This is a genomic window from Amycolatopsis mediterranei (assembly GCF_026017845.1).
Classification (GTDB): domain Bacteria; phylum Actinomycetota; class Actinomycetes; order Mycobacteriales; family Pseudonocardiaceae; genus Amycolatopsis; species Amycolatopsis mediterranei.
Genome location: NZ_CP100416.1, coordinates 1,888,796 through 1,907,655 on the forward strand (window position 1 = coordinate 1,888,796; position 18,860 = coordinate 1,907,655).

General features: G+C 70.9%; 15 protein-coding genes. 9 read left to right on the forward strand and 6 right to left on the reverse strand.

The window, feature by feature from the left end:
• The first annotated feature begins 27 nt into the window (after positions 1-27).
• Positions 28-936: a 2-hydroxyacid dehydrogenase gene (locus ISP_RS09035; protein ID WP_014466703.1), complete on the forward strand. Its 909-nt coding sequence runs from the start codon at positions 28-30 to the stop codon at positions 934-936.
• A gap of 37 nt (positions 937-973) precedes the next feature.
• On the forward strand, positions 974-1,549 hold the full coding sequence (locus tag ISP_RS09040) for a DoxX family membrane protein (protein ID WP_013223579.1): 576 nt from the start codon (positions 974-976) through the stop codon (positions 1,547-1,549).
• A gap of 274 nt (positions 1,550-1,823) precedes the next feature.
• Here ISP_RS09040 and ilvD read toward each other — a convergent pair whose 3' ends face one another.
• Positions 1,824-3,668 carry a dihydroxy-acid dehydratase gene (ilvD, locus tag ISP_RS09045; protein ID WP_013223580.1) on the reverse strand — a complete coding sequence of 615 codons (1,845 nt, stop codon included), beginning with the start codon at positions 3,666-3,668 and terminating at the stop codon, positions 1,824-1,826.
• Positions 3,669-3,791: 123 nt separating this feature from the next.
• Positions 3,792-4,313 (reverse strand): PH domain-containing protein, encoded by a 522-nt coding sequence (locus ISP_RS09050; protein WP_013223581.1) that lies wholly within the window; start codon positions 4,311-4,313, stop codon positions 3,792-3,794.
• A 254-nt stretch (positions 4,314-4,567) separates the two neighbouring features.
• Between ISP_RS09050 and ISP_RS09055 the strand changes: the two genes are divergently transcribed.
• From ISP_RS09055 to ISP_RS09070, 4 genes are all read left to right on the forward strand, one after another.
• Positions 4,568-6,460 carry an acetolactate synthase large subunit gene (locus ISP_RS09055; protein WP_034284399.1) on the forward strand — a complete coding sequence of 631 codons (1,893 nt, stop codon included), beginning with the start codon at positions 4,568-4,570 and terminating at the stop codon, positions 6,458-6,460.
• A gap of 1 nt (position 6,461) precedes the next feature.
• The gene (gene ilvN, locus ISP_RS09060; RefSeq protein ID WP_003080760.1) at positions 6,462-6,968 is read left to right on the forward strand and encodes an acetolactate synthase small subunit; all 507 of its coding nucleotides are present in this window, start codon (positions 6,462-6,464) and stop codon (positions 6,966-6,968) included.
• Between the two features lie 36 nt (positions 6,969-7,004).
• Entirely contained in the window at positions 7,005-8,018 is a 1,014-nt protein-coding gene (ilvC, locus tag ISP_RS09065) for a ketol-acid reductoisomerase (RefSeq protein WP_013223583.1), read from the forward strand.
• Positions 8,019-8,097: 79 nt separating this feature from the next.
• Positions 8,098-8,379 (forward strand): DUF397 domain-containing protein, encoded by a 282-nt coding sequence (locus ISP_RS09070; protein WP_013223584.1) that lies wholly within the window; start codon positions 8,098-8,100, stop codon positions 8,377-8,379.
• Here ISP_RS09070 and ISP_RS09075 read toward each other — a convergent pair.
• The 4 genes from ISP_RS09075 to ISP_RS09090 form a co-directional block, all read right to left on the reverse strand.
• Positions 8,376-9,257: a nuclear transport factor 2 family protein gene (locus ISP_RS09075; protein WP_013223585.1), complete on the reverse strand. Its 882-nt coding sequence runs from the start codon at positions 9,255-9,257 to the stop codon at positions 8,376-8,378. The two genes, ISP_RS09070 and ISP_RS09075, sit on opposite strands and share 4 nt — an antisense overlap.
• Positions 9,258-9,327: 70 nt before the next feature.
• Positions 9,328-10,644, reverse strand: a complete 1,317-nt coding sequence (locus tag ISP_RS09080) for an ankyrin repeat domain-containing protein (protein WP_013223586.1) — start codon at positions 10,642-10,644, stop codon at positions 9,328-9,330.
• A 298-nt stretch (positions 10,645-10,942) separates the two neighbouring features.
• The gene (locus tag ISP_RS09085; protein WP_013223587.1) at positions 10,943-11,767 is read right to left on the reverse strand and encodes a TIGR03620 family F420-dependent LLM class oxidoreductase; all 825 of its coding nucleotides are present in this window, start codon (positions 11,765-11,767) and stop codon (positions 10,943-10,945) included.
• Entirely contained in the window at positions 11,764-12,660 is an 897-nt protein-coding gene (locus tag ISP_RS09090; RefSeq protein ID WP_013223588.1) for a TIGR03620 family F420-dependent LLM class oxidoreductase, read from the reverse strand. The genes ISP_RS09085 and ISP_RS09090 overlap by 4 nt, the downstream gene beginning before the upstream one ends.
• A gap of 90 nt (positions 12,661-12,750) precedes the next feature.
• On the opposite strand from ISP_RS09090, the gene ISP_RS09095 reads away from it, so the two are divergent.
• From ISP_RS09095 to ISP_RS09105, 3 genes are all read left to right on the forward strand, one after another.
• Positions 12,751-13,314 carry a TetR/AcrR family transcriptional regulator gene (locus tag ISP_RS09095; protein WP_013223589.1) on the forward strand — a complete coding sequence of 188 codons (564 nt, stop codon included), beginning with the start codon at positions 12,751-12,753 and terminating at the stop codon, positions 13,312-13,314.
• A gap of 125 nt (positions 13,315-13,439) precedes the next feature.
• Positions 13,440-15,038, forward strand: a complete 1,599-nt coding sequence (serA, locus tag ISP_RS09100; protein WP_013223590.1) for a phosphoglycerate dehydrogenase — start codon at positions 13,440-13,442, stop codon at positions 15,036-15,038.
• A 230-nt stretch (positions 15,039-15,268) separates the two neighbouring features.
• Positions 15,269-18,646 (forward strand): S8 family serine peptidase, encoded by a 3,378-nt coding sequence (locus ISP_RS09105; protein ID WP_014466704.1) that lies wholly within the window; start codon positions 15,269-15,271, stop codon positions 18,644-18,646.
• Positions 18,647-18,860 lie beyond the last annotated feature (214 nt).

Genomic DNA, 18,860 nt, shown 5'->3' on the forward strand with positions numbered 1-18,860 from the left:
GAGTACTCCTCGATTACGTTGGAGATCATGACGCTGACCGTGCTGGTGCCCGACGACGAGGGCATGACCGTGCTCGCCGAGGTCCCGCGGGTCCTGCCCGTGCGCTACCAGTGGGGCGAACCGGTGCCGCCCGAAGCCGCGAAGGCGCAGGTGCTCATCCCCGGCAAGCACCCGCCGGGGGAGCAGCTGTGGCGCGCGCTGCCGAACCTGAAGCTGATCCAGCTGCTGTCCGCCGGCGCCGAGGACTGGGTCGGCAAGGTGCCCGACGGCGTCCTGCTCTCCACCTGCCGCGGCGCGCACGGCGGGAGCACGGCCGAGTGGGTCGTCGCCGCGCTGCTGTCGATTTACCGAAAACTGGACGTCTTCGCCGCGGCGCAGCGCGAAGGCCGGTGGGAGCGGCAATCGGCGGACACGCTGCAGGGCAAGCGCGTGCTCGTCATCGGCGCCGGAGATCTCGGACAGCACTTGCGGCGCCGGCTCGAGCCGTTCGACGCGCGCTGCACGATGGTCGGGATGACCGCGCGGGAAGGCGTGCACGGCGTGCGTGAGCTGCCCGGCCTGCTCGAGCTGCACGACGTCGTGGTGCTGATGGTGCCGCTGACCTCCCGCACGCGCGGGATGGCCGACGCGGAGTTCCTGGCCCGGATGCGCGACGGCGCGGTGCTGGTCAACGTCTCGCGCGGCGCCGTCGTGGCCACCGACGCCCTGGTCGCGGAATTGACCACGGGCCGGTTGCGGGCCGCCCTCGACGTCACCGACCCCGAGCCGCCGCCCGCTGAGCACCCGCTGTGGACGGCGCCGGGGCTGCTGCTGACGCCGCACGTCGGCGGGGCCGTGCGCGGGGTTCGTGGTCGTTCGTACGCCGTCGCCGCGGCCGAGATCGCCCGGTACGCCGGCGGCGAGCTGCCGGACAACCTGGTGCACGGCGAATACTGAGCTCGCCAGGCCCGCGGCGATCCCCTAACCTGCGCGGGTGAGCAGGGGAGACGACTTTTCGCAGCAGCCCACCAGCGTCCTGTCGGGCGTCGAGGACGATCGGTCGGACGACATCCCGCGCCAGGGCGGGCTCGGCCTCGGCCTGCTGATCCTGAGGCTGGCGCTCGGCGTGACCATGGGCGCGCACGGCCTGCAGCACCTGTTCGGCCTGTTCGGCGGGCCGGGCATCGGCGGGTTCGCGCGGGTGCTGGAGACGTACGGCTACCACAAGCAGACGACGCTGCTGTCGTGGATCACGGGCATCACCGAGGTCGGGGGTGGCGTGCTGGTGATCGTCGGGCTGTTCACGCCGCTGGCCGCGGCCGGGTTGCTCGCGGTGGCGGCCAACGCCGTGTACGCGAAGTTCCACGGGGGGTTCTTCGAGGGGACGGGGCGGGGGTTCGAGTTCGAGCTGCTGCTGGCGGCTTCGGCGTTGAGCCTGCTGTTCACCGGGTCCGGGCCGATTTCGCTGGAGCGGAACACGCCTTGGCGGAAGCGGCCGCTGCCATTGGGATTGGTGTCGCTGCTGCTGGCGGCCGCCGCGGCCGTCGTGGTCATTGTTTTGACACGGTAGCGAGACGGGCCGGCACGGGGTTGGGGACAACTCGGCGGCTCGGAGCGGGCCTGTGGACAACTGCGGTTCGCGGGTCCGGAATTGTCGGTGCGCTCCGGTAACGTTGAATCCGGGGGTCCCCCAAGCGGCGGGGGTCTGGAATGCCCGAAAAGGGCGCCCCGGAAGCAAGGGGACGGCCGTCGTGCCGAGGCTCTGGACGCCGGAAGACCGCGGTTCTGAACGGCGGAAGGCCGCCCCAGCGGTGCGGGACGGCCTTCGCGGCTTCGAGCCAGAGCTACTTGTTCACGTCGCGGACCGCGCCCGTGTCCGCCGATGTCGCCATCCGGGCATACGCGCGCAAAGCCGCCGTCACCGGGCGCTGGCGGTGCTTCGGCTGCCAGGGCCGCTCGGACGCCTCCATCTTCGCCCGGCGCTCGGCCAGCACCGACTCGTCGACCAGCAGCTCGAGCCGGCGCTCGTGGATGTCCAGCAGGATCCGGTCGCCGTTCTCGACCAGGCCGATCAGGCCGCCCGCCGCCGCCTCCGGGGAGATGTGGCCCACCGAAATGCCCGAGGAGCCGCCGGAAAACCGGCCGTCCGTGATCAGGGCGCACTTCTTGCCCAAGCCCGAGCCCTTGAGGAACGCCGTCGGGTGCAGCATCTCCTGCATGCCCGGGCCGCCCGCCGGACCCTCGTAGCGGATCACCAGCACCTCGCCCGGCTGGATCTCCTTCTTCAAGATCGCCGACACCGCTTCCTCCTGGCTCTCCAGCACCCGCGCGGGGCCCTCGAAGTGCCACAGGTCCTCGTCGATGCCCGCGGCCTTGATCACCGCGCCGTTCTCCGCCAGGTTGCCGCGCAGGATCGCCAGGCCGCCGTCCTTCGTGTACGCGTGCTCGACGTCGCGGATGCAGCCGCCCGCCGCGTCCGTGTCCAACGACGACCAACGGTTCGAAGTCGAGAACGCCTGTGTGGTGCGGACCCCGCCCGGCGCCGCGTGGAAGAGCTCGACAGCCGTGGAAGAAGGCGAAGCGGCCCGGATGTCCCAGGAACCGAGCCACGAGTCCAGATCGCGCGAGTGCACCGACCACACGTCGGTGTTGAGCAGCCCGCCGCGGTACAGCTCGCCGAGGATCGCCGGGATTCCGCCGGCCCGGTGGACGTCTTCCATGTGGTAGTCGGAGTTCGGCGCCACCTTCGACAGGCACGGCACGCGGCGGCCGATCGCGTCGATGTCGGCGATGGTGAAGTCGACCTCGCCCTCCTGGGCGGCCGCGAGGATGTGCAGCACCGTGTTCGTCGAACCGCCCATGGCCATGTCCAGCGCCATCGCGTTCTCGAACGCCGCCTTCGACGCGATCGAGCGCGGCAGGACCGAGGCGTCGTCCTCCTCGTACCAGCGGCGGCACAGCTCGACGACGGTCCGGCCGGCCTCCTCGAACAGCGCGCGGCGCGCGGCGTGCGTCGCCAGCGTCGAGCCGTTGCCGGGAAGCGACAACCCGAGCGCCTCGGTGAGGCAGTTCATCGAGTTCGCGGTGAACATGCCGGAGCACGACCCGCAGGTCGGGCAGGCCGAGCGCTCGACGACGTCGAGACCCTCGTCGTCGACCTCGGTGCTCGCCGACGCCGCGATCGCCGTGATCAAGTCGGTCGGGGCCTGCGCGACGCCGCCCACGACCACGGCCTTGCCGGCCTCCATCGGCCCACCCGAGACGAACACGACCGGGATGTTCAGGCGCATCGCGGCGTTGAGCATGCCCGGGGTGATCTTGTCGCAGTTGGAGATGCACACCAGCGCGTCGGCCTGGTGCGCGTTGACCATGTACTCCACCGAGTCGGCGATGATCTCGCGCGAGGGCAGCGAGTAGAGCATGCCGGAGTGGCCCATGGCGATGCCGTCGTCGACGGCGATGGTGTGGAACTCGCGCGCGACGCCGCCCGCTTCCTTGACCGCGCCCGCGACGATCTCGCCGAGGTCCTTCAGGTGCACGTGGCCGGGCACGAACTGCGTGTAGGAGTTGGCGATCGCCACGATCGGCTTGCCGAAGTCGCTGTCGGTCATGCCCGTGGCGCGCCAGAGCGAGCGCGCGCCGGCCGCGTTGCGGCCGTGGGTGGTGGTCCGGGAACGGAGAGGCGGCACGGGGAACTCCCAGGTCAAAGGGTGGCCGACGAAACTGGTAGGACCAATTTACGCCGCCAGGCGAAGCCTGCCCGTCGAGGGTGGGGCGGAGCGGGGACCGGATTCCCGTCGGGCGCCACGGAGTTACTCGCTCGGCGACGTCCCGGGCTTGATGTCCCCGGACTCCAGCACCCCGCTCGGGTCGGCGACCAGCCCCTCGCTCACCAGCGACAGCACCGGCAGGTGCCGGGTCCGCACGGTCGGCAGCGGCACCTTCGTATCGTCGTGCAGCACCGCCTGCACCCGCGACTTCTTCGTGATCGCGAGCCCCTTCAACGCCGACCACGGGATGTCGCGGTGGCCGAACATCGTGCGGACCGCCAGCCCCGAGCGCGTCGCGATCGTGCGGTGGCGGACCACGAACACCGCCAGCGCGATCGGGAAGAGGTAGAGCCACTGCAGGTACGGAATCTCCCCGAGCGCGATCGGTGTCACGCAGATCGTCAGGAGGGCGATCGCCATGAAGGACGTGCGGGGGACGCGGAAGACGGCCTTCCGGCCTTCGTCCTGCTGTTTTTCGGCCACGCGGAAATGGTGCACCGCGTGCACGCCCGGCTCGAACCCGGGTCGCGCGCGCGTGACGTGCGCCGCGCGGGTGTCCACCATGCGGACGCATCATCCCGCAGAGTTGACACCCGCATGGCGTTCGGTCTAGCGTCATCGCCGTGACACCGCTGACCGGCCTCGTACTTCCCAAGCGCGTCGACGCTTAGGGAAGACTTTCCGCTGCGTCGACGCGCGAACCCTCGTGCGACCTTACGGTCGGCGAGGGTTTTTTGTTGCCCAAGGGAAGAGATTCCTGGCCCCACCGCACAAAACCGACCCGAACGAGTGACACCGAGACCCACGAGGCAGATCCGATGACCAGTGCGACGTCGCGCAGCGACGCGAAGCCCGGGCCGACGCCCGGAACGCCCGGAGCACGTCCGAAGCCGGCGCCACCGGCGGGAACGCCGGTGCGCGTCACCGGCGCCCAGTCCCTCGTGCGCTCGCTCGAGGCCGTCGGCGCCGAGGTGGTCTTCGGGATCCCGGGCGGCACCATCCTGCCCGCCTACGACCCGCTCCTCGACTCGACGAAGGTCCGCCACATCCTGGTCCGCCACGAACAGGGCGCCGGCCACGCGGCCACCGGGTACGCCCAGGCCACCGGCAAGGTCGGCGTCTGCATGGCCACCTCGGGCCCGGGCGCGACCAACCTGGTCACCCCGCTCGCCGACGCGAACATGGACTCGGTCCCGGTCGTGGCCATCACCGGCCAGCAGTCCCGCGCCCTGATCGGCACCGACGCGTTCCAGGAAGCCGACATCTGCGGCATCACCATGCCGATCACCAAGCACAACTTCCTCGTCACGGACCCGATCGACATCCCGCGGACCATCGCCGAGGCGTTCCACCTGGCGTCGACGGGCCGCCCCGGCCCGGTCCTGGTGGACATCCCCAAGGACGTGCTGCAGGAGATGACCTCGTTCTCCTGGCCGACCGAGCTGCGGCTGCCGGGCTACCGCCCCACGCTGCGCCCGCACGGCAAGCAGGTCCGCGAAGCCGCGAAGCTGATCGCGAAGGCGCGGCGCCCGGTGCTCTACGTCGGCGGTGGCGTCATCAAGGCCGAGGCGCACGAGCAGCTGAAGCAGCTCGCCGAGCTGACGAACATCCCGGTCGTCACCACGCTGATGGCGCGCGGCGCGTTCCCCGACTCGCACCCGCAGCACCTCGGCATGCCGGGCATGCACGGCACGGTCGCCGCGGTCGCCGCCATGCAGCGCGCCGACCTGCTGATCGCGCTCGGCGCCCGGTTCGACGACCGGGTCACCGGCCAGCTGTCGTCGTTCGCGCCCGACGCCGCGATCGTGCACGCCGACATCGACCCGGCCGAGATCTCCAAGAACCGCAAGGCCGACGTCCCGATCGTGGGCGACTGCAAGGAGATCATCGGCGAACTCATCACCGCGGTGAAGGCGGAGTTCGACCACAGCGGCCAGCCCGACCTGGCCGACTGGTGGACCCAGGCCGACGACTGGCGCAAGAACTACCCGGCCGGCTACGAGTGGCCCGACGACGGTTCGCTGTCGCCGCAGTACGTCATCGAGCGGATCGGGCAGATCGTCGGCCCGGACGCCGTCTACGCCGCGGGCGTCGGCCAGCACCAGATGTGGGCCGCGCAGTTCGTCAAGTACGAGAACCCGCGCACCTGGATCAACTCCGGCGGCCTCGGCACCATGGGCTACGCGGTGCCCGCCGCGATGGGCGCGCAGTTCGGCGTCCCGGACAAGCAGGTGTGGGCGATCGACGGCGACGGCTGCTTCCAGATGACCAACCAGGAACTGGCCACCTGCGCCATCGAAGGCGCGCCGATCAAGGTCGCCGTGATCAACAACGGCAACCTGGGCATGGTCCGGCAGTGGCAGAACCTCTTCTACTCGGAGCGGTACTCCAACACCGACCTCGGGACGCACAAGCACCGCATCCCGGACTTCGTCCTGCTGGCCGAGGCGCTGGGCTGCGCCGGCCTGCGGTGCGAGACGAAGGAAGACGTCGACGCCACCATCCGCCGCGCGATGGAAATCAACGACCGCCCCGTCGTGATCGACTTCGTCGTGGGGAAGGATGCCCAGGTGTGGCCGATGGTCGCCGCCGGCACCGGCAACGACGAGATCATGGCGGTCCGGGGCATCCGGCCGCTGTTCGACGACGACGAGGTTTCGGTCGAGACGACCGAAGCTGCCGCGGAAGCCGCTGGGGAAGGTGAGCGCTGAGATGAGCGTCCACACGCTGAGTGTCCTGGTCGAGAACAAGCCCGGTGTGCTCGCGCGCGTGTCGGGCCTGTTCTCCCGCCGCGGGTTCAACATCGAGTCCCTCGCCGTCGGGCCCACGGAAAACCCCGAGGTGTCCCGCATGACGATCGTGGTCGCCGTGGAAGAGCTACCGCTCGAACAGGTGACGAAGCAGCTCAACAAGCTGGTCAACGTGATCAAGATCGTCGAGCTGGAGCAGTCGACCGCCGTGCAGCGCGAACTGCTGCTGGTCAAGGTGCGTGCCGACAACACCGTGCGCAGCCAGGTCCTCGAAACCGTCCAGCTCTTCCGTGCGAAGGTGGTGGACGTGTCCCCGGAGGCGCTCACCGTCGAGGCGACCGGGACGTCGGACAAGATCGGCGCGCTGCTGCGGATGCTGGAGCCGTATGGCATCCGCGAACTCGTGCAGTCCGGCATGGTCGCGGTCGGGCGCGGAGCCCGCTCGATCACCGCAACCTCGCCACGCTAGAAACTTTGTAAGTCAGGAAAGGAAGCAGTAACCCCCATGGCAGTGGAAATCTTCTACGACGACGACGCCGACCTCTCGATCATCCAGGGGCGCAAGGTCGCTGTCATCGGCTACGGCAGCCAGGGCCACGCCCACTCGCTGAGCCTGCGCGACTCCGGCGTCGACGTCCGCATCGGCCTGCCCGAGGGGTCCAAGTCGCGGGCGAAGGCCGAGGAGCAGGGCCTGCGCGTGCTCACCCCGGCCGAGGCGTCGGCCGAGGCCGACCTGATCATGATCCTGGCGCCGGACACCAAGCAGCGCTTCATCTACGAGCAGGACATCGCGCCGAACCTCAAGGACGGCGACGCGATCTTCTTCGGGCACGGCTTCAACATCCGCTACGACCTGATCAAGCCGCCGGCGAACGTCGACGTCGCGATGGTCGCCCCGAAGGGCCCGGGCCACCTGGTCCGCCGCCAGTTCGTCGACGGCAAGGGCGTCCCGGCGCTCATCGCCGTGGAGCAGGACGCCTCCGGCAACGCCCAGGCGCTCGCCCTCTCCTACGCGGCCGCCATCGGTGGCGCCCGCGCCGGCGTCATCAAGACGACGTTCACCGAGGAGACCGAGACCGACCTCTTCGGCGAGCAGGCCGTGCTCTGCGGTGGCGCGTCCGCGCTGGTGCAGACCGGTTTCGAGGTGCTCACCGAGGCGGGCTACGCCCCGGAGATCGCCTACTTCGAGGTGCTGCACGAGCTGAAGCTGATCGTCGACCTCATGTACGAGGGCGGCATCGCGCGCCAGCGCTACTCGATCTCCGACACCGCCGAGTACGGCGACCTGACCCGCGGCCCGCGCGTCATCTCGCCGGCGGTCAAGGAAGAGATGAAGAAGATCCTCGGCGAGATCCAGGACGGCACGTTCGCCCGCGAATGGGTCGCCGAGGACGAGGCCGGCCGGCCGAACTTCACCAAGCTCGAGGAGCAGGGCAACCAGCACCCGATCGAGGCGACCGGCAAGAAGCTGCGCGACCTGATGTCGTGGGTGGACCGGCCGATCACCGAGACCGCCTGAGTTTTTCCAGCCGAAGGGGACGCCCGGTGCCGGGCGTCCCCTTCGGTGCGTTCGGTGGTCGTTTCGCTACTCTTGCGGTATGAGTGATCAGCCGGTCGACGACAAGGCGCACATCCGGCACCACCTCGACTTCACCAAGGCCGAGTGGATCCGGGCCGAGCCCGAAGGCGTCACCCTCGACGACTGCGTCGAGTACGCGTTCATCGAGCACACCGACGGCGTCACCTACACGGCGATGCGGCAGTCGGCGAAGCCGGACGGGGTGATCCTCGTCTTCACGCCGGGGGAGTGGGACGCGTTCGTGAAGGGCGTCCGCGACGGCGAGTTCGACCTGCCCGAGGACCTCGCCGCGGAGGCTTAGACCTTCGCCGCCAGCTCGGGAATCCGGCCGAGGTCGCCGGCGATGCCGAGGTGGTCGCCGTAGTCGCGGGACTCGACCACCAGGCCGCCCGAGATCCGCATGGCGAAGATGTTCGCGATCCGGACCGGGTGGCCGCCGTAGCTGCCCTGGTAGGCGAACTCGGCGATCAGGATCTCCGGGTCCGTGCCCTCGTAGGTGACGAGGTCGGCGATCTCGAAGTCGACACCCATGGCCGCGGCTTGCCCGAAGTGCGCCCGCAGCTCCTCGCGCGTGCGCACGACGGCCGAACCCGGCTGGAACGGGTGCGTGACGTGGGTCGGCTCGGCGTACAGCTCCGCCAGGTGCGGTCCGGCCTTGTCGCACACGCCGTGGACGAGCCGCTCGAACACTCCGCGCCGGCTGTTCGGGTCGCTCGACGTTCGTGGTCCGATCGGCGACAACTCGCGGGGCGGCGCCTGCTCGTAGGCCTGGACCAGCTGGTCGACGCCGTCGCGGATGACCGCCAACCGCAGGTAGTCGTGGTAGTCGCGGGAATGGACGATGAGGCCGTCGCGGACCCGCAGCACCTGAATGTTGGCCGTGGAGATCGTCCGGCCGGTTTCGGCCGACTCGGCGTCGTAGTCGTATTCGGCGACGATCACCTCGGGGTCGGTCGTCTCGTGGACGACGACGTTCTTGCGCTTGAGCCGCAGCGCCCCGGCGAGGGCACTGGTGAAGCGCTCGTGGACCGCGGCGCGGCCGTGGAGGCGCGTCGGCCGCGGAACCGCTTGGGGGTGTTCGACGACGGTGTCTTCGGCGTAGAGCGCGGAAAGCTCGCTGAAGCGTCCTTCGCTGATCCCGTCGGACAACGCGCTGAAGACGTCGCAGGGTGTGGTCATGGGTCCTCCCAGAAGGCAAACCGGAGTCTGTAGTCCGCCTGCGACGATACGGACTACAGACTCCGTTTGTCTACCGGAGCAGGTCTTGCGCGGCCGGCTGCTCGCCCACCTCCGCCCACTTCTCCGGGGTGCTGCCGTAGATCGCGTCCCGCGCGCCGAGGTCGGCGCCGTTCTCGACGAGGGTGCGGATGACGTCGAGGTGCCCGGACTGCGCGGCCAGGTGCAGGGCCGTGACGCCCTCGCCGTGGGTCGGCCCGCCGAACGTGCCGCGGAAGTTCACGTCGGCGCCGAGGTCGAGCAGCGTCCGGACGGCGTCGAGCCTGCCCTGCGCCGCCGCCCAGGCCAGCGCGGTGCCGCGGTAGACGTCCGCGTCCACCTCGGCCCCTCGGGCGACGAGCGTTCTCAGCGCGTCGACCCGGTTGTTGCGCGCCGCCCAGGCGAGGGCCTCGTTCCTCACTTCGGCGGGGTCGTCCGTCGGCTGCCAGCGCGGGAAACCGCTGTGGGGCCGGTAGAACCCGCGGTGGGCGCCGCCGCGGCCCGAGGCCAGGAGTTCGTCGAGGGCGTCGAGGTCGCCGAGCCCGGCCGCGACGCGCAGGTTGCCCGGCGCGCGGCTGTGCGCGGCCAAGGTCTCCGCGGCTTCGCGGTTTCCCCAGAAGAGGGCGACGACCAGGGGCGTGCCGCCATCTCCGCGGGCTGAGACGTCGACGGGTGCGCCGTGCCGCAGGAGCAGGTCGAGCAGGAGCGGCAGGTTGCTGTAGGCGGCTTGGTGCAGGGGTGTCCAGCCGTGGACGTTGCCGCGGGCCGGATCGGCGCCGTGGTCGAGGAGGATCCGGCTGAGCCGCTCGTCGTGCGTGGCGCCGGCCATGCCGAGCAGGTCGTTGCCGTTGGTGCCGCGGGCGTCGACGAGCCCGGGGAACTCGCCGAGCAGCGTTTCGAGCCGCTCGGGATCCCGTGCCTCGATCGCCCGGTACGCGCGGGCGAACGGCTCGCCACTGTCCACAAGAGACTTTACGTGGTCGCGAAGTGCTTTCCAGGAACCGAAACCGTGCTCACGCGCGACGACCGCGCGGGCGCCGTCGCGGGTGAGCGGCTGGTTCCAGCGGGCGAACGGCTCCTTCGCGCCGGGCGTGTCGTCCTCCGCCGAGGCGAGCAGACCGAGCGCGCGTTCGGCGTAGTAGCCGACGTCCTGGTGGTAGGGGTGCTGCAGGGTTTCCCCGTGCTCGGTGACGCGCCGGACGTAGGCCTGCAGCTTCGGCCAGCTCGGGAAGCCGTGGTCCCGCGCGATGCGGAACTGCGCTTCGGCGAGTTTGACGTTCTCCGCGCGCGCAAGGTCCTTCGCGCGCTTGCGCAGCTGGTCCAGGCTGGGTTTCGCGGGCAGCGTGCCCATGGTGCCTCCTTCCTCGTCGCCCGTGGTCCGCCGGCACCGGGCAGGAAAGAGGTGCGGAGCTGGTGGTGCGGTGAAGCGGGGGTGGGCTCGGCCCTTTCCGCGGACGGGGCCGCGGCCCGCACCGCGCCCCGCCACCCTACCCCGGCGGACGACACGCGTACCTGGCCGGACGACACGCGTACGCAGGTGGACGACACGCGTACCTGGACGGACGACACGGCGCTTGCCGGCTTGGCCACCTTGTCGTCCGTTCCGGTGCGCGTGTCGTCCGCGCAGGTACGCGTGTCGTCCGTTCCGGTCACGGGCGGAGGTCGGCCAGGAGGCGGTAGGACTTTTCCGTGCGGGCCAGGATCTGGACGCAGACGTGGTCGGCGCCCGCGTCGAGGTGGGCCTGGATCCGGGTTGCCGCCGCCTGCTCGCCGGTGGCGACGATGGCCTCGACCAGGCGGTCGCTGCCGCCGTCGGCCAGGTCGGCGTCGGTGAAGCCGAGGCGGCGCAGGTTCGCCTGGTGGTGCGGGGCCTGCCGGACGTACAGGCCCACGTGCTCGCGCGCCGCTTCGCGGGCGGCCTCCGGCGGGACGTCGAGGAGCACCGCCTGCTCGACCGCCAGGTACTTGCCCGGGCCGAGCCGTTCCCGCGCGAGCGCCGTGTGCTCCGGCGGGACGAAGTACGGGTGCGCGCCGTCCGCCCGTTCGGCGGCCAGGTCGAGCGCCCGGGGACCGAGCGCGGCGAGCAGCCGCCGGGGCCGTGGCGACGGCGGCGGCAGGGCGGGCAGCTCGGCCTCGTCCATCCCGGCGAGGTACTCGCGCATCGCGGAAATCGGCCGTGCGCCCGCGAAGTGGCCGCCGAGGCCGACGGTGAACCGGCCCGGGTAGGCCTCGCCGAGCGCCCGGGTCGCCGCCTCCGCCGTGATCGGCGCGCGGCGGTCGAACCGCGCGATCCCGGTGGCCACGGTGAGCCGGGACGTCGCCGCCAGCAGCAGCGCCGCCTGCGTGAACGCGTCCCGGCCGGCGTACTCGCCGAACCAGAGCGCGTCGAAGCCGAGTTCCTCCACCTCGGCGGCCGTTTCGCGGACCGCGCCGATCGGGGCGCCGTCGAAGAACCGCCAGATGCCGACGCTCATCGGAGCGCCGGGGCCAGTTCGAGCAGCATTTCCACAGTGGACTCGAACGTGGCCGCGGACGGCGTCAGCAGCACGTGGTCCGCGCCCGCGTCGAGCACCTCGCCGAGGCGTTTCGCGATGGTCGGGGCGTCGCCCCAGAGGACGAGGTCGTCGACGAACCGGTCGCTCGGCCCGGCGATGTCGGCTTCGGTGTACCCGAGCCGTTTCCAGCCCGCGAGGTAGACGGTGACGGAGTACTCCCGCGATTGCGCCACCCGGCGCCGCACGCTCCGGCGGGCGTCCTCGCGGTTGCCGAGCAGCACGGTCTGCTGGGGGATCAGCAGCTTGTCCGGCCCGAGGATCTGTCGGGCGTACGGCGTGTGGGAGACCGGCTGGGCGAACGGGTGCGCGCCGTCCGCGTGGTCGCGGGACAGCTCCAGCATCTTCGGCCCCACGGCGGCCAGCACTCGCGGAAATGCCACCGGCGACGGGTTTCCGGCTTCCGTCGCGTCCATTTCGGACAGATAGGCCCGCATCCGGTCGATCGGCCGGTATGCCTCGCCGAGTTCCGTGGCCTGGAACGCGTGCCCGGCGCCGATGCCGAGCACGAACCGGCCCGGGTGGGCGTGGGCCAGCGTCGCGCCGCCCTTCTGCGCGGTCGCCCCGCGCCGGGCCCACAGGTTCGCGATGCCGGTGCCGAGCACGACGTCCGACACGGACGCGAGCAGGTCGCCGAAGTGGGCGAACACCTCGCGCGTGCCGGGTCCTTCGCCGCTCCAGACCGAGCGGTAGCCGGCGTCGGCGAGCCGTCGCGTCGCCGCGCGTTCGACGTCCGGGGGCGGGGCCAGTGGCGCGCTCGGCAGCCAGGCGCCGATCGCGCCGATCCGGGTCCGGGTGTCTTCGATCAGGGTCATCCTCGAACTTCCCTCCAGTAAGATGAGGCTGCCTCCGGTTAATATACGGAGGCTGCCTCCGATTGGCTACCCGGTAAAGTCCCGGAGGCGATGACCGACGTGAAACCGATGCGCGCGGACGCCCGCCGCAACTACGAGCGCCTCCTCGAAGAGGCCCGGCGCGCCTTCGCCGAACACGGCGTCGAGGCGTCCCTGGAGGAGATCGCGCGCCGCGCCGGCGTCGGCATCGGCACGCTCTACCGGCACTTCCCGACCCGGGAGGCGCTGCTCGAGACGCTCCTGCGCGCCCGGTTCGACGCGCAGGCCGAGCGGGCGCGCGAACTGCTGACCCACCCGGAGCCGCTGAACGCCCTGCAGACCTGGCTCGCCGGGCTCGGGGACGCCACCGGCACCTTCCGCGGGCTGGTCGAGCTCACCGCGGACGCGCTGAACGACGAATCATCCCGGTTGTACGAATCCTGCCACGCTATGCGCGAGGTCGGTTCCCAATTGGTGGAACGTGCCAAGCGCGCGGGCGAACTCCGCGAGGACGTCACGGCCCAGGAGCTGCTTCTGTTGCTGCACGCGGCATCCTGGGCGGGCGGGCACCTGCCCGGCGAAGGGGGCATGCAGCGGTTGCTGGCTCTTGTTTTCGAGGGATTGCGGGCGAGTTAACACCAGACGACGCCACAGGTCCGGCGCGCGCGTTAAACTCCGCCTCGACCGGGGCACAACGACGTGCTTTGACCGTCAGTCGACACCGAGCGTCCTGGAAATGACCAGATAGTGGGAGCCGTATCGTGAGCAAGCCCAGCAAGCCCGTCGTCCTCATCGCGGAAAAGCTCGCCCCCTCCGTGCTGAGTGTCTTCGGTGACGAGGTGGAGGTCCGGCACGTCGACGGCACGGACCGGTCCGCGCTGCTCGAGGCGGTGAAGAGCGCCGACGCGCTCCTGGTCCGCTCCGCCACCCAGGTGAACGCCGAGGTCTTCGCGGCCACCACGCAGCTCAAGGTCGTCGCCCGCGCGGGTGTCGGCCTCGACAACGTCGAGGTGCCCGCCGCGACCGAGCGCGGTGTCCTGGTCGTCAACGCGCCGACGTCGAACATCGTCTCCGCCGCCGAGCACGCCGTCGCCCTGCTGCTGGCGGTCGCGCGCCGGGTCCCGGCCGCCGACCAGAGCCTCCGCGGCGGCGAGTGGAAGCGCAGCTCGTTCTCCGGCGTCGAGCTGCAGGGCAAGACCATCGGTGTGGTCGGCCTCGGCAAGATCGGGCAGCTGTTCGCCCAGCGCCTCGCCGCCTTCGACACGAAGCTCATCGCCTACGACCCCTACGTCTCGGCCGCCCGCGCCGCGCAGCTGGGCATCGAGCTCGTCACCCTCGACGAGCTGCTGACCCGCGCCGACGCCATCTCCATCCACCTGCCGAAGACGCCGGAGACCAAGGGCCTCATCGACGCCGAGGCGCTGAAGAAGACCAAGCCGGGCGTCATCATCGTGAACGCCGCTCGCGGCGGGCTGATCGTCGAGCAGGACCTGGCCGACGCGCTGCGCTCGGGCCACGTCGGCGGCGCCGGCGTCGACGTCTTCGTCACCGAGCCGACCACCTCCAGCCCGCTGTTCGAGCTGGAGAACGTCGTCGTGACGCCGCACCTGGGCGCCTCCACGGCCGAGGCGCAGGACCGCGCGGGCACCGATGTCGCGAAGTCGGTGCTGCTGGCCCTGCGCGGCGACTTCGTGCCGGACGCGGTGAACGTCTCCGGCGGCGGGGCCGTCGGGGAGCACGTCCGCCCGTACCTGTCGCTGGTCCAGAAGCTCGGCCAGCTGCTGACGGCGCTCAACCCGACGTCGCCGACGTCGGTGACCGTGCAGGTCAAGGGCGAGATCTCCAACGAGGACACCGGCGTGCTGCAGCTGGCGGCGCTGCGCGGGGTGTTCACCGGCGTGGTCGAGGACCAGGTCACGTTCGTCAACGCGCCGCAGCTGGCGGAGAAGCTGGGCGTGCAGGTCGAGCTCGAGACCGAGCCGGAGAGCCCCAAGTTCCGCAGCCTGGTCACCGTCCGCGCGGTGCACGCCGACGGCGCGGTGCTGACCGTGTCCGGTTCGGTCACCGGCCTGGACGAGGTCGAGAAGCTGGTGGAGGTCAACGGCCGCGGCTTCGACCTGCGTGCCGAAGGCACTGTGCTGCTGGTCGAGTACCCGGACCGCCCGGGCGTGATGGGCCGGGTCGGCACGCTGCTGGGCGAAGCGGGCATCAACATCGAGGCCGCGCAGATCAGCCAGACCACCGACGGCTCGGACGCGGTGATGCTGCTGCGCGTCGACCGCCACATCGACGCGCACCTGCTGGAGCCGATCGGGGCTTCGGTCGGGGCGCACACGATTCGTGCGGTGGACTTCAACTGACGTAACCCTTTCGAAGGCCCCCTGTCACCCGGCAGGGGGCCTTCGTGCGCAATCACATTCACGTAACGGAGTCCTTTGCCTACGTAAGTAGGTGTTTTGGGGCATTAGGTTCTCCCCGCGAGGTTGAACCACGCGTCGTCGAGGGCACGGCGCTGTGCCGCGCTTCACCGTCGGGGGTGTCAGGAGCGGCAGGCAGGTTCGGGTCCAGACCTCGAGTAAGGGGCCGACTCATGAGCAGATCCCGCCTCCCCGCGCGCGCCACGACGGCGGCCTTCGCCGTCGTTCTGGCGGCCGCGCTCGGGGCGCCGTCGGCGAGCGCAGCCACTGTGTCCACTCAAGACGTGCCGCTCGCCGACGGCGTCGCACCCGCCAAGATCGACGACGCGAAGCTGCAGGGGAAGCTGTCGCCGCGCCTGGGGGCCGCGCAGGGCCGGGTCACCGCGTTCGTCGAGCTGGCCAAGAAGCCGGCCGTCGACGCGTTCGCCGACGCGCAACCGCAGGGCAAGGAGCAGGCCAAGCGGGCCGCTCGCGCCGCCAAGGCCGACACCGCCGCCACCGTGGATTCCGTCGTGAACCAGCTGCGTGCGGGCAACGCCCAGCCGCAGGTCGTCACTCAGACCGCCAACGCCGTTCCCGGCGTGGTCGTCACCGCCGACGCCGCGAAGCTGCGTGAGGTCGCGAAGCGGGCGGACGTCGTCGCGGTGCGCACGGTCGTGCCGAAGACCCGCACCAACGCCAGCGCCGAGCAGCTGACCAACACCCTCGCCGCCTGGCAGCAGACCGGCAAGTTCGGCGACGGCGTCCGCGTCGGCGTCATCGACGACGGCATCGACTACACCCACGCCGACTTCGGCGGCCCCGGCACGCAGGCCGCCTACAAGGGCGTCGACAGCACCAAGCCGACCCCGCTCTTCCCGAGCGCCAAGGTCGTCGGCGGCACCGACCTCGTCGGCAACGACTACGACGCCGCGACGGCCGGCAAGACCACCCCGAAGCCGGACCCGAACCCGCTCGCCTGCGGGGAGCACGGCACGCACGTCGCCGGCACCATCGGCGGCTTCGGCGTCACCGCCGACGGCAAGACCTTCAAGGGCGACTACAAGAAGCTCGACGCCAAGAAGGTCGACGCGATGCAGATCGGCCCGGGCACGGCGCCGAAGTCGCTGCTCTACGCGATCAAGGTGTTCGGCTGCACGGGTTCGACGAACGTCACCTCGCAGGCCCTGGACTGGGCGCTCGACCCGGACGGCGACGGCGACTTCACCGACCACCTCGACATCGTCAACCTCTCGCTCGGCTCCGACTTCGGTGCGCCGGACGACCCGGATTCGCTGTTCGTGCGCAAGCTCGCCGCGAACAACGTGCTGCCGGTGATCTCCGCGGGCAACGGCGGCGACATCAACGACATCGCCGGCTCCCCTGGCAACACCCCCGAGGCGCTCACCGTCGCCAGCACGCGCGACGCGGGCATCCTCCGCGACGCCGCCGAGGTCAAGGCTCCGGCGACCGCCGCGGGCCAGAAGACCGGGCAGTACAGCCAGAACTACGCTGGCTACGACACGCTCGACCTGGCCGCGCCGGTCGTCGCCCTGTCGGCGGCGAACGCCGCGGGCTGCGCGCCGTACTCCGCCGAGGACAAGGCGAAGGCCGCCGGCAAGTTCGTCTGGCTGGAGTGGGACGACAACGACTCGACCCGCGCCTGCGGTTCGGCCGCCCGTGCCAACAACGCGCAGGCCGCCGGGGCGAAGGGTGCGCTCCTTTCGTCCACTTTGGAGCACTTCAGCGCGGGCATCGCGGGCAACGCGGCGATCCCGATGTTCCAGTTCACCGGGTCCGCCACGAAGACGCTGCGCGCCGCGCTCACCGCGGGCACGCTGCAGGTCCGGCTCTTCGGCGCCGGCCGCGCCTCGATCCAGACCTACGACAAGACGATCGTGGACACCCCGAGCTCGTTCACCTCGCGCGGCACCCGGGGCCCGGCGCTCAAGCCGGACCTCGCCGCGCCCGGTGACACGATCACCTCGGCCTTCCGCGGCAGCGGCAACGGCCGGACCGTGCTCTCGGGTACGTCGATGGCCGCCCCGCACACCACGGGTATCACCGCGCTGGTCCGCCAGTCGCACCCGGACTGGTCGGTCGAGGAGGTCAAGGCGTCGGTCATCGACACCGCCGGCCACGACGTCGGCGACGGCGCGGGGCACACCTACGCGCCGCAGCGCGTCGGCAGCGGCCGGATCGACGCCAAGGCGGCGCTGGACAACCAGGTGCTCGCCTACGTCGCCGACGACCCGGGCGCGGTGAGCGTCAGCTTCGGCACGGTCGAGGCGTCCGGCCCGGTGACGCTGTCGAAGACGATCAAGCTCGTCAACAAGGGCGTCACGCCCGCCGAGTACTCGGTGGCCTACCAGGCGGTCAACGCGCTGCCGGGCGTCGAGTACACAGTGGACAAGCCGACGGTGAAGCTGACCCCGCGCGGCACCGCCAAGGTCAAGGTGACGCTGAAGATCACCGACCCGAAGGCGCTGCGCAAGGTCATGGACCCGACCATGCAGGCCACCCAGGCCGGTCTGGCCCGGCAGTTCGTCGCGGACGCCTCCGGGCGCGTCGCCTTCACGCCCACCAGCGGGGCCACGGTGCCGCTGCGGGTGTCGGTCTACTCCGCCCCGAAGCCGGTGTCGACGATTTCGACGCCGCCGTCGGTGAAGTTCGCCCCGGACGCGACCCAGGCCGTGCTCAACCTGACCGGCAAGGGTGTCGACCAGGGGGCCGGCGCGCAGCGGTACCGCTCGCTGATCAGCGTGCTCGAGCTGCAGGCGGAGTCCCCGCAGCTGCCCGAGTGCGACGCGGACGTGGTCACCGACTGCACGCTGAACAAGACGGCCAAGGGCGGCGACCTCCGCTACATCGGCGCGGCTTCGACCGCTCCGCTGGCGAAGGCCCAGGGCGAGCCGGAGAACGCGATCCTCGCGTTCGGCCTGTCCACCTGGGGTGACTGGGCGAACATCGGCAGCAACACCTCGCCGTTCGTCGACATCGACACGACCGGGGACGGGCAGCCGGACTTCGAGACCTACGTGACCAAGGCGACGTCGACCGACGTGCTCCTGGCCAACACGGTCGCGCTGACCCCGGGCTTCCCGACCGTCGACGTCCAGGCGGTCAACGGCCAGCTCGGCGACGTCGACACCAACGTGTTCGACACGAACGTGCTCACGCTGCCGGTTTCGCTGGCCGCGCTGGGCATCGACGCCAACGCCGACAGCCACCGCATCTCCTACACGGTGGGCGTGAGCGGTTTCTACGTCGCGCCGGGCACGACGAACGGGCTGATCGACTACGTCGGCACGCCGCTTTCGTTCGACGCGCTCGCGCCGGGCTACGCGGTGCAGGGCGGCGGCGACGCCGCGCTGGGCTACGTCGCGAAGCCGGGCACGGCGCTGGTCGTCACGCGGAACGCGGCGTCGGCCGCGGCCGACAACGCCCTCGGGCTGCTGGCCATCGAGCACCACAACGCCGCGGGCAACCGGGCGAACGTGGTCAAGGTGGACGCGACCCAGGGCGCCCGGCCGGGGAACGAGCGTCAGCCGATCGGGCCTGGTCGCCGCTAGGTCCCGGCAAGATCGATTCCTGCAGGACCAGGGGCGTCTCCGGCGGATTTCCGCCGGGGGCGCCCCGCTGCTGTTCACCCGATTGGGTGTCTCACCCTGCGGGAGGATGCGGCATAAGGGTGGTGCGGCTACGGCAGTTTGTCTACGGCCGGTAACCTTCCGGCTGCTGGCGTTTTGTTGCGGTGGGCCATCGGTGCGGCCGGTGGTCCGGTCG

Bases quoted from the DNA above. Each gene is read 5' to 3' on its own strand.
- ISP_RS09035 (WP_014466703.1), top strand. From the start codon at position 28: ATGACGCTGACCGTGCTGGTGCCCGACGACGAGGGCATGACCGTGCTC.
- ISP_RS09050 (WP_013223581.1), bottom strand. From the start codon at position 4,313: ATGGTGGACACCCGCGCGGCGCACGTCACGCGCGCGCGACCCGGGTTC.
- ISP_RS09055 (WP_034284399.1), top strand. From the start codon at position 4,568: ATGACCAGTGCGACGTCGCGCAGCGACGCGAAGCCCGGGCCGACGCCC.
- ilvN (WP_003080760.1), top strand. From the start codon at position 6,462: ATGAGCGTCCACACGCTGAGTGTCCTGGTCGAGAACAAGCCCGGTGTG.
- ilvC (WP_013223583.1), top strand. From the start codon at position 7,005: ATGGCAGTGGAAATCTTCTACGACGACGACGCCGACCTCTCGATCATC.
- ISP_RS09070 (WP_013223584.1), top strand. From the start codon at position 8,098: ATGAGTGATCAGCCGGTCGACGACAAGGCGCACATCCGGCACCACCTC.
- ISP_RS09075 (WP_013223585.1), bottom strand. From the start codon at position 9,257: ATGACCACACCCTGCGACGTCTTCAGCGCGTTGTCCGACGGGATCAGC.
- ISP_RS09080 (WP_013223586.1), bottom strand. From the start codon at position 10,644: ATGGGCACGCTGCCCGCGAAACCCAGCCTGGACCAGCTGCGCAAGCGC.
- ISP_RS09085 (WP_013223587.1), bottom strand. From the start codon at position 11,767: ATGAGCGTCGGCATCTGGCGGTTCTTCGACGGCGCCCCGATCGGCGCG.
- ISP_RS09090 (WP_013223588.1), bottom strand. From the start codon at position 12,660: ATGACCCTGATCGAAGACACCCGGACCCGGATCGGCGCGATCGGCGCC.
- ISP_RS09095 (WP_013223589.1), top strand. From the start codon at position 12,751: ATGACCGACGTGAAACCGATGCGCGCGGACGCCCGCCGCAACTACGAG.
- ISP_RS09105 (WP_014466704.1), top strand. From the start codon at position 15,269: ATGAGCAGATCCCGCCTCCCCGCGCGCGCCACGACGGCGGCCTTCGCC.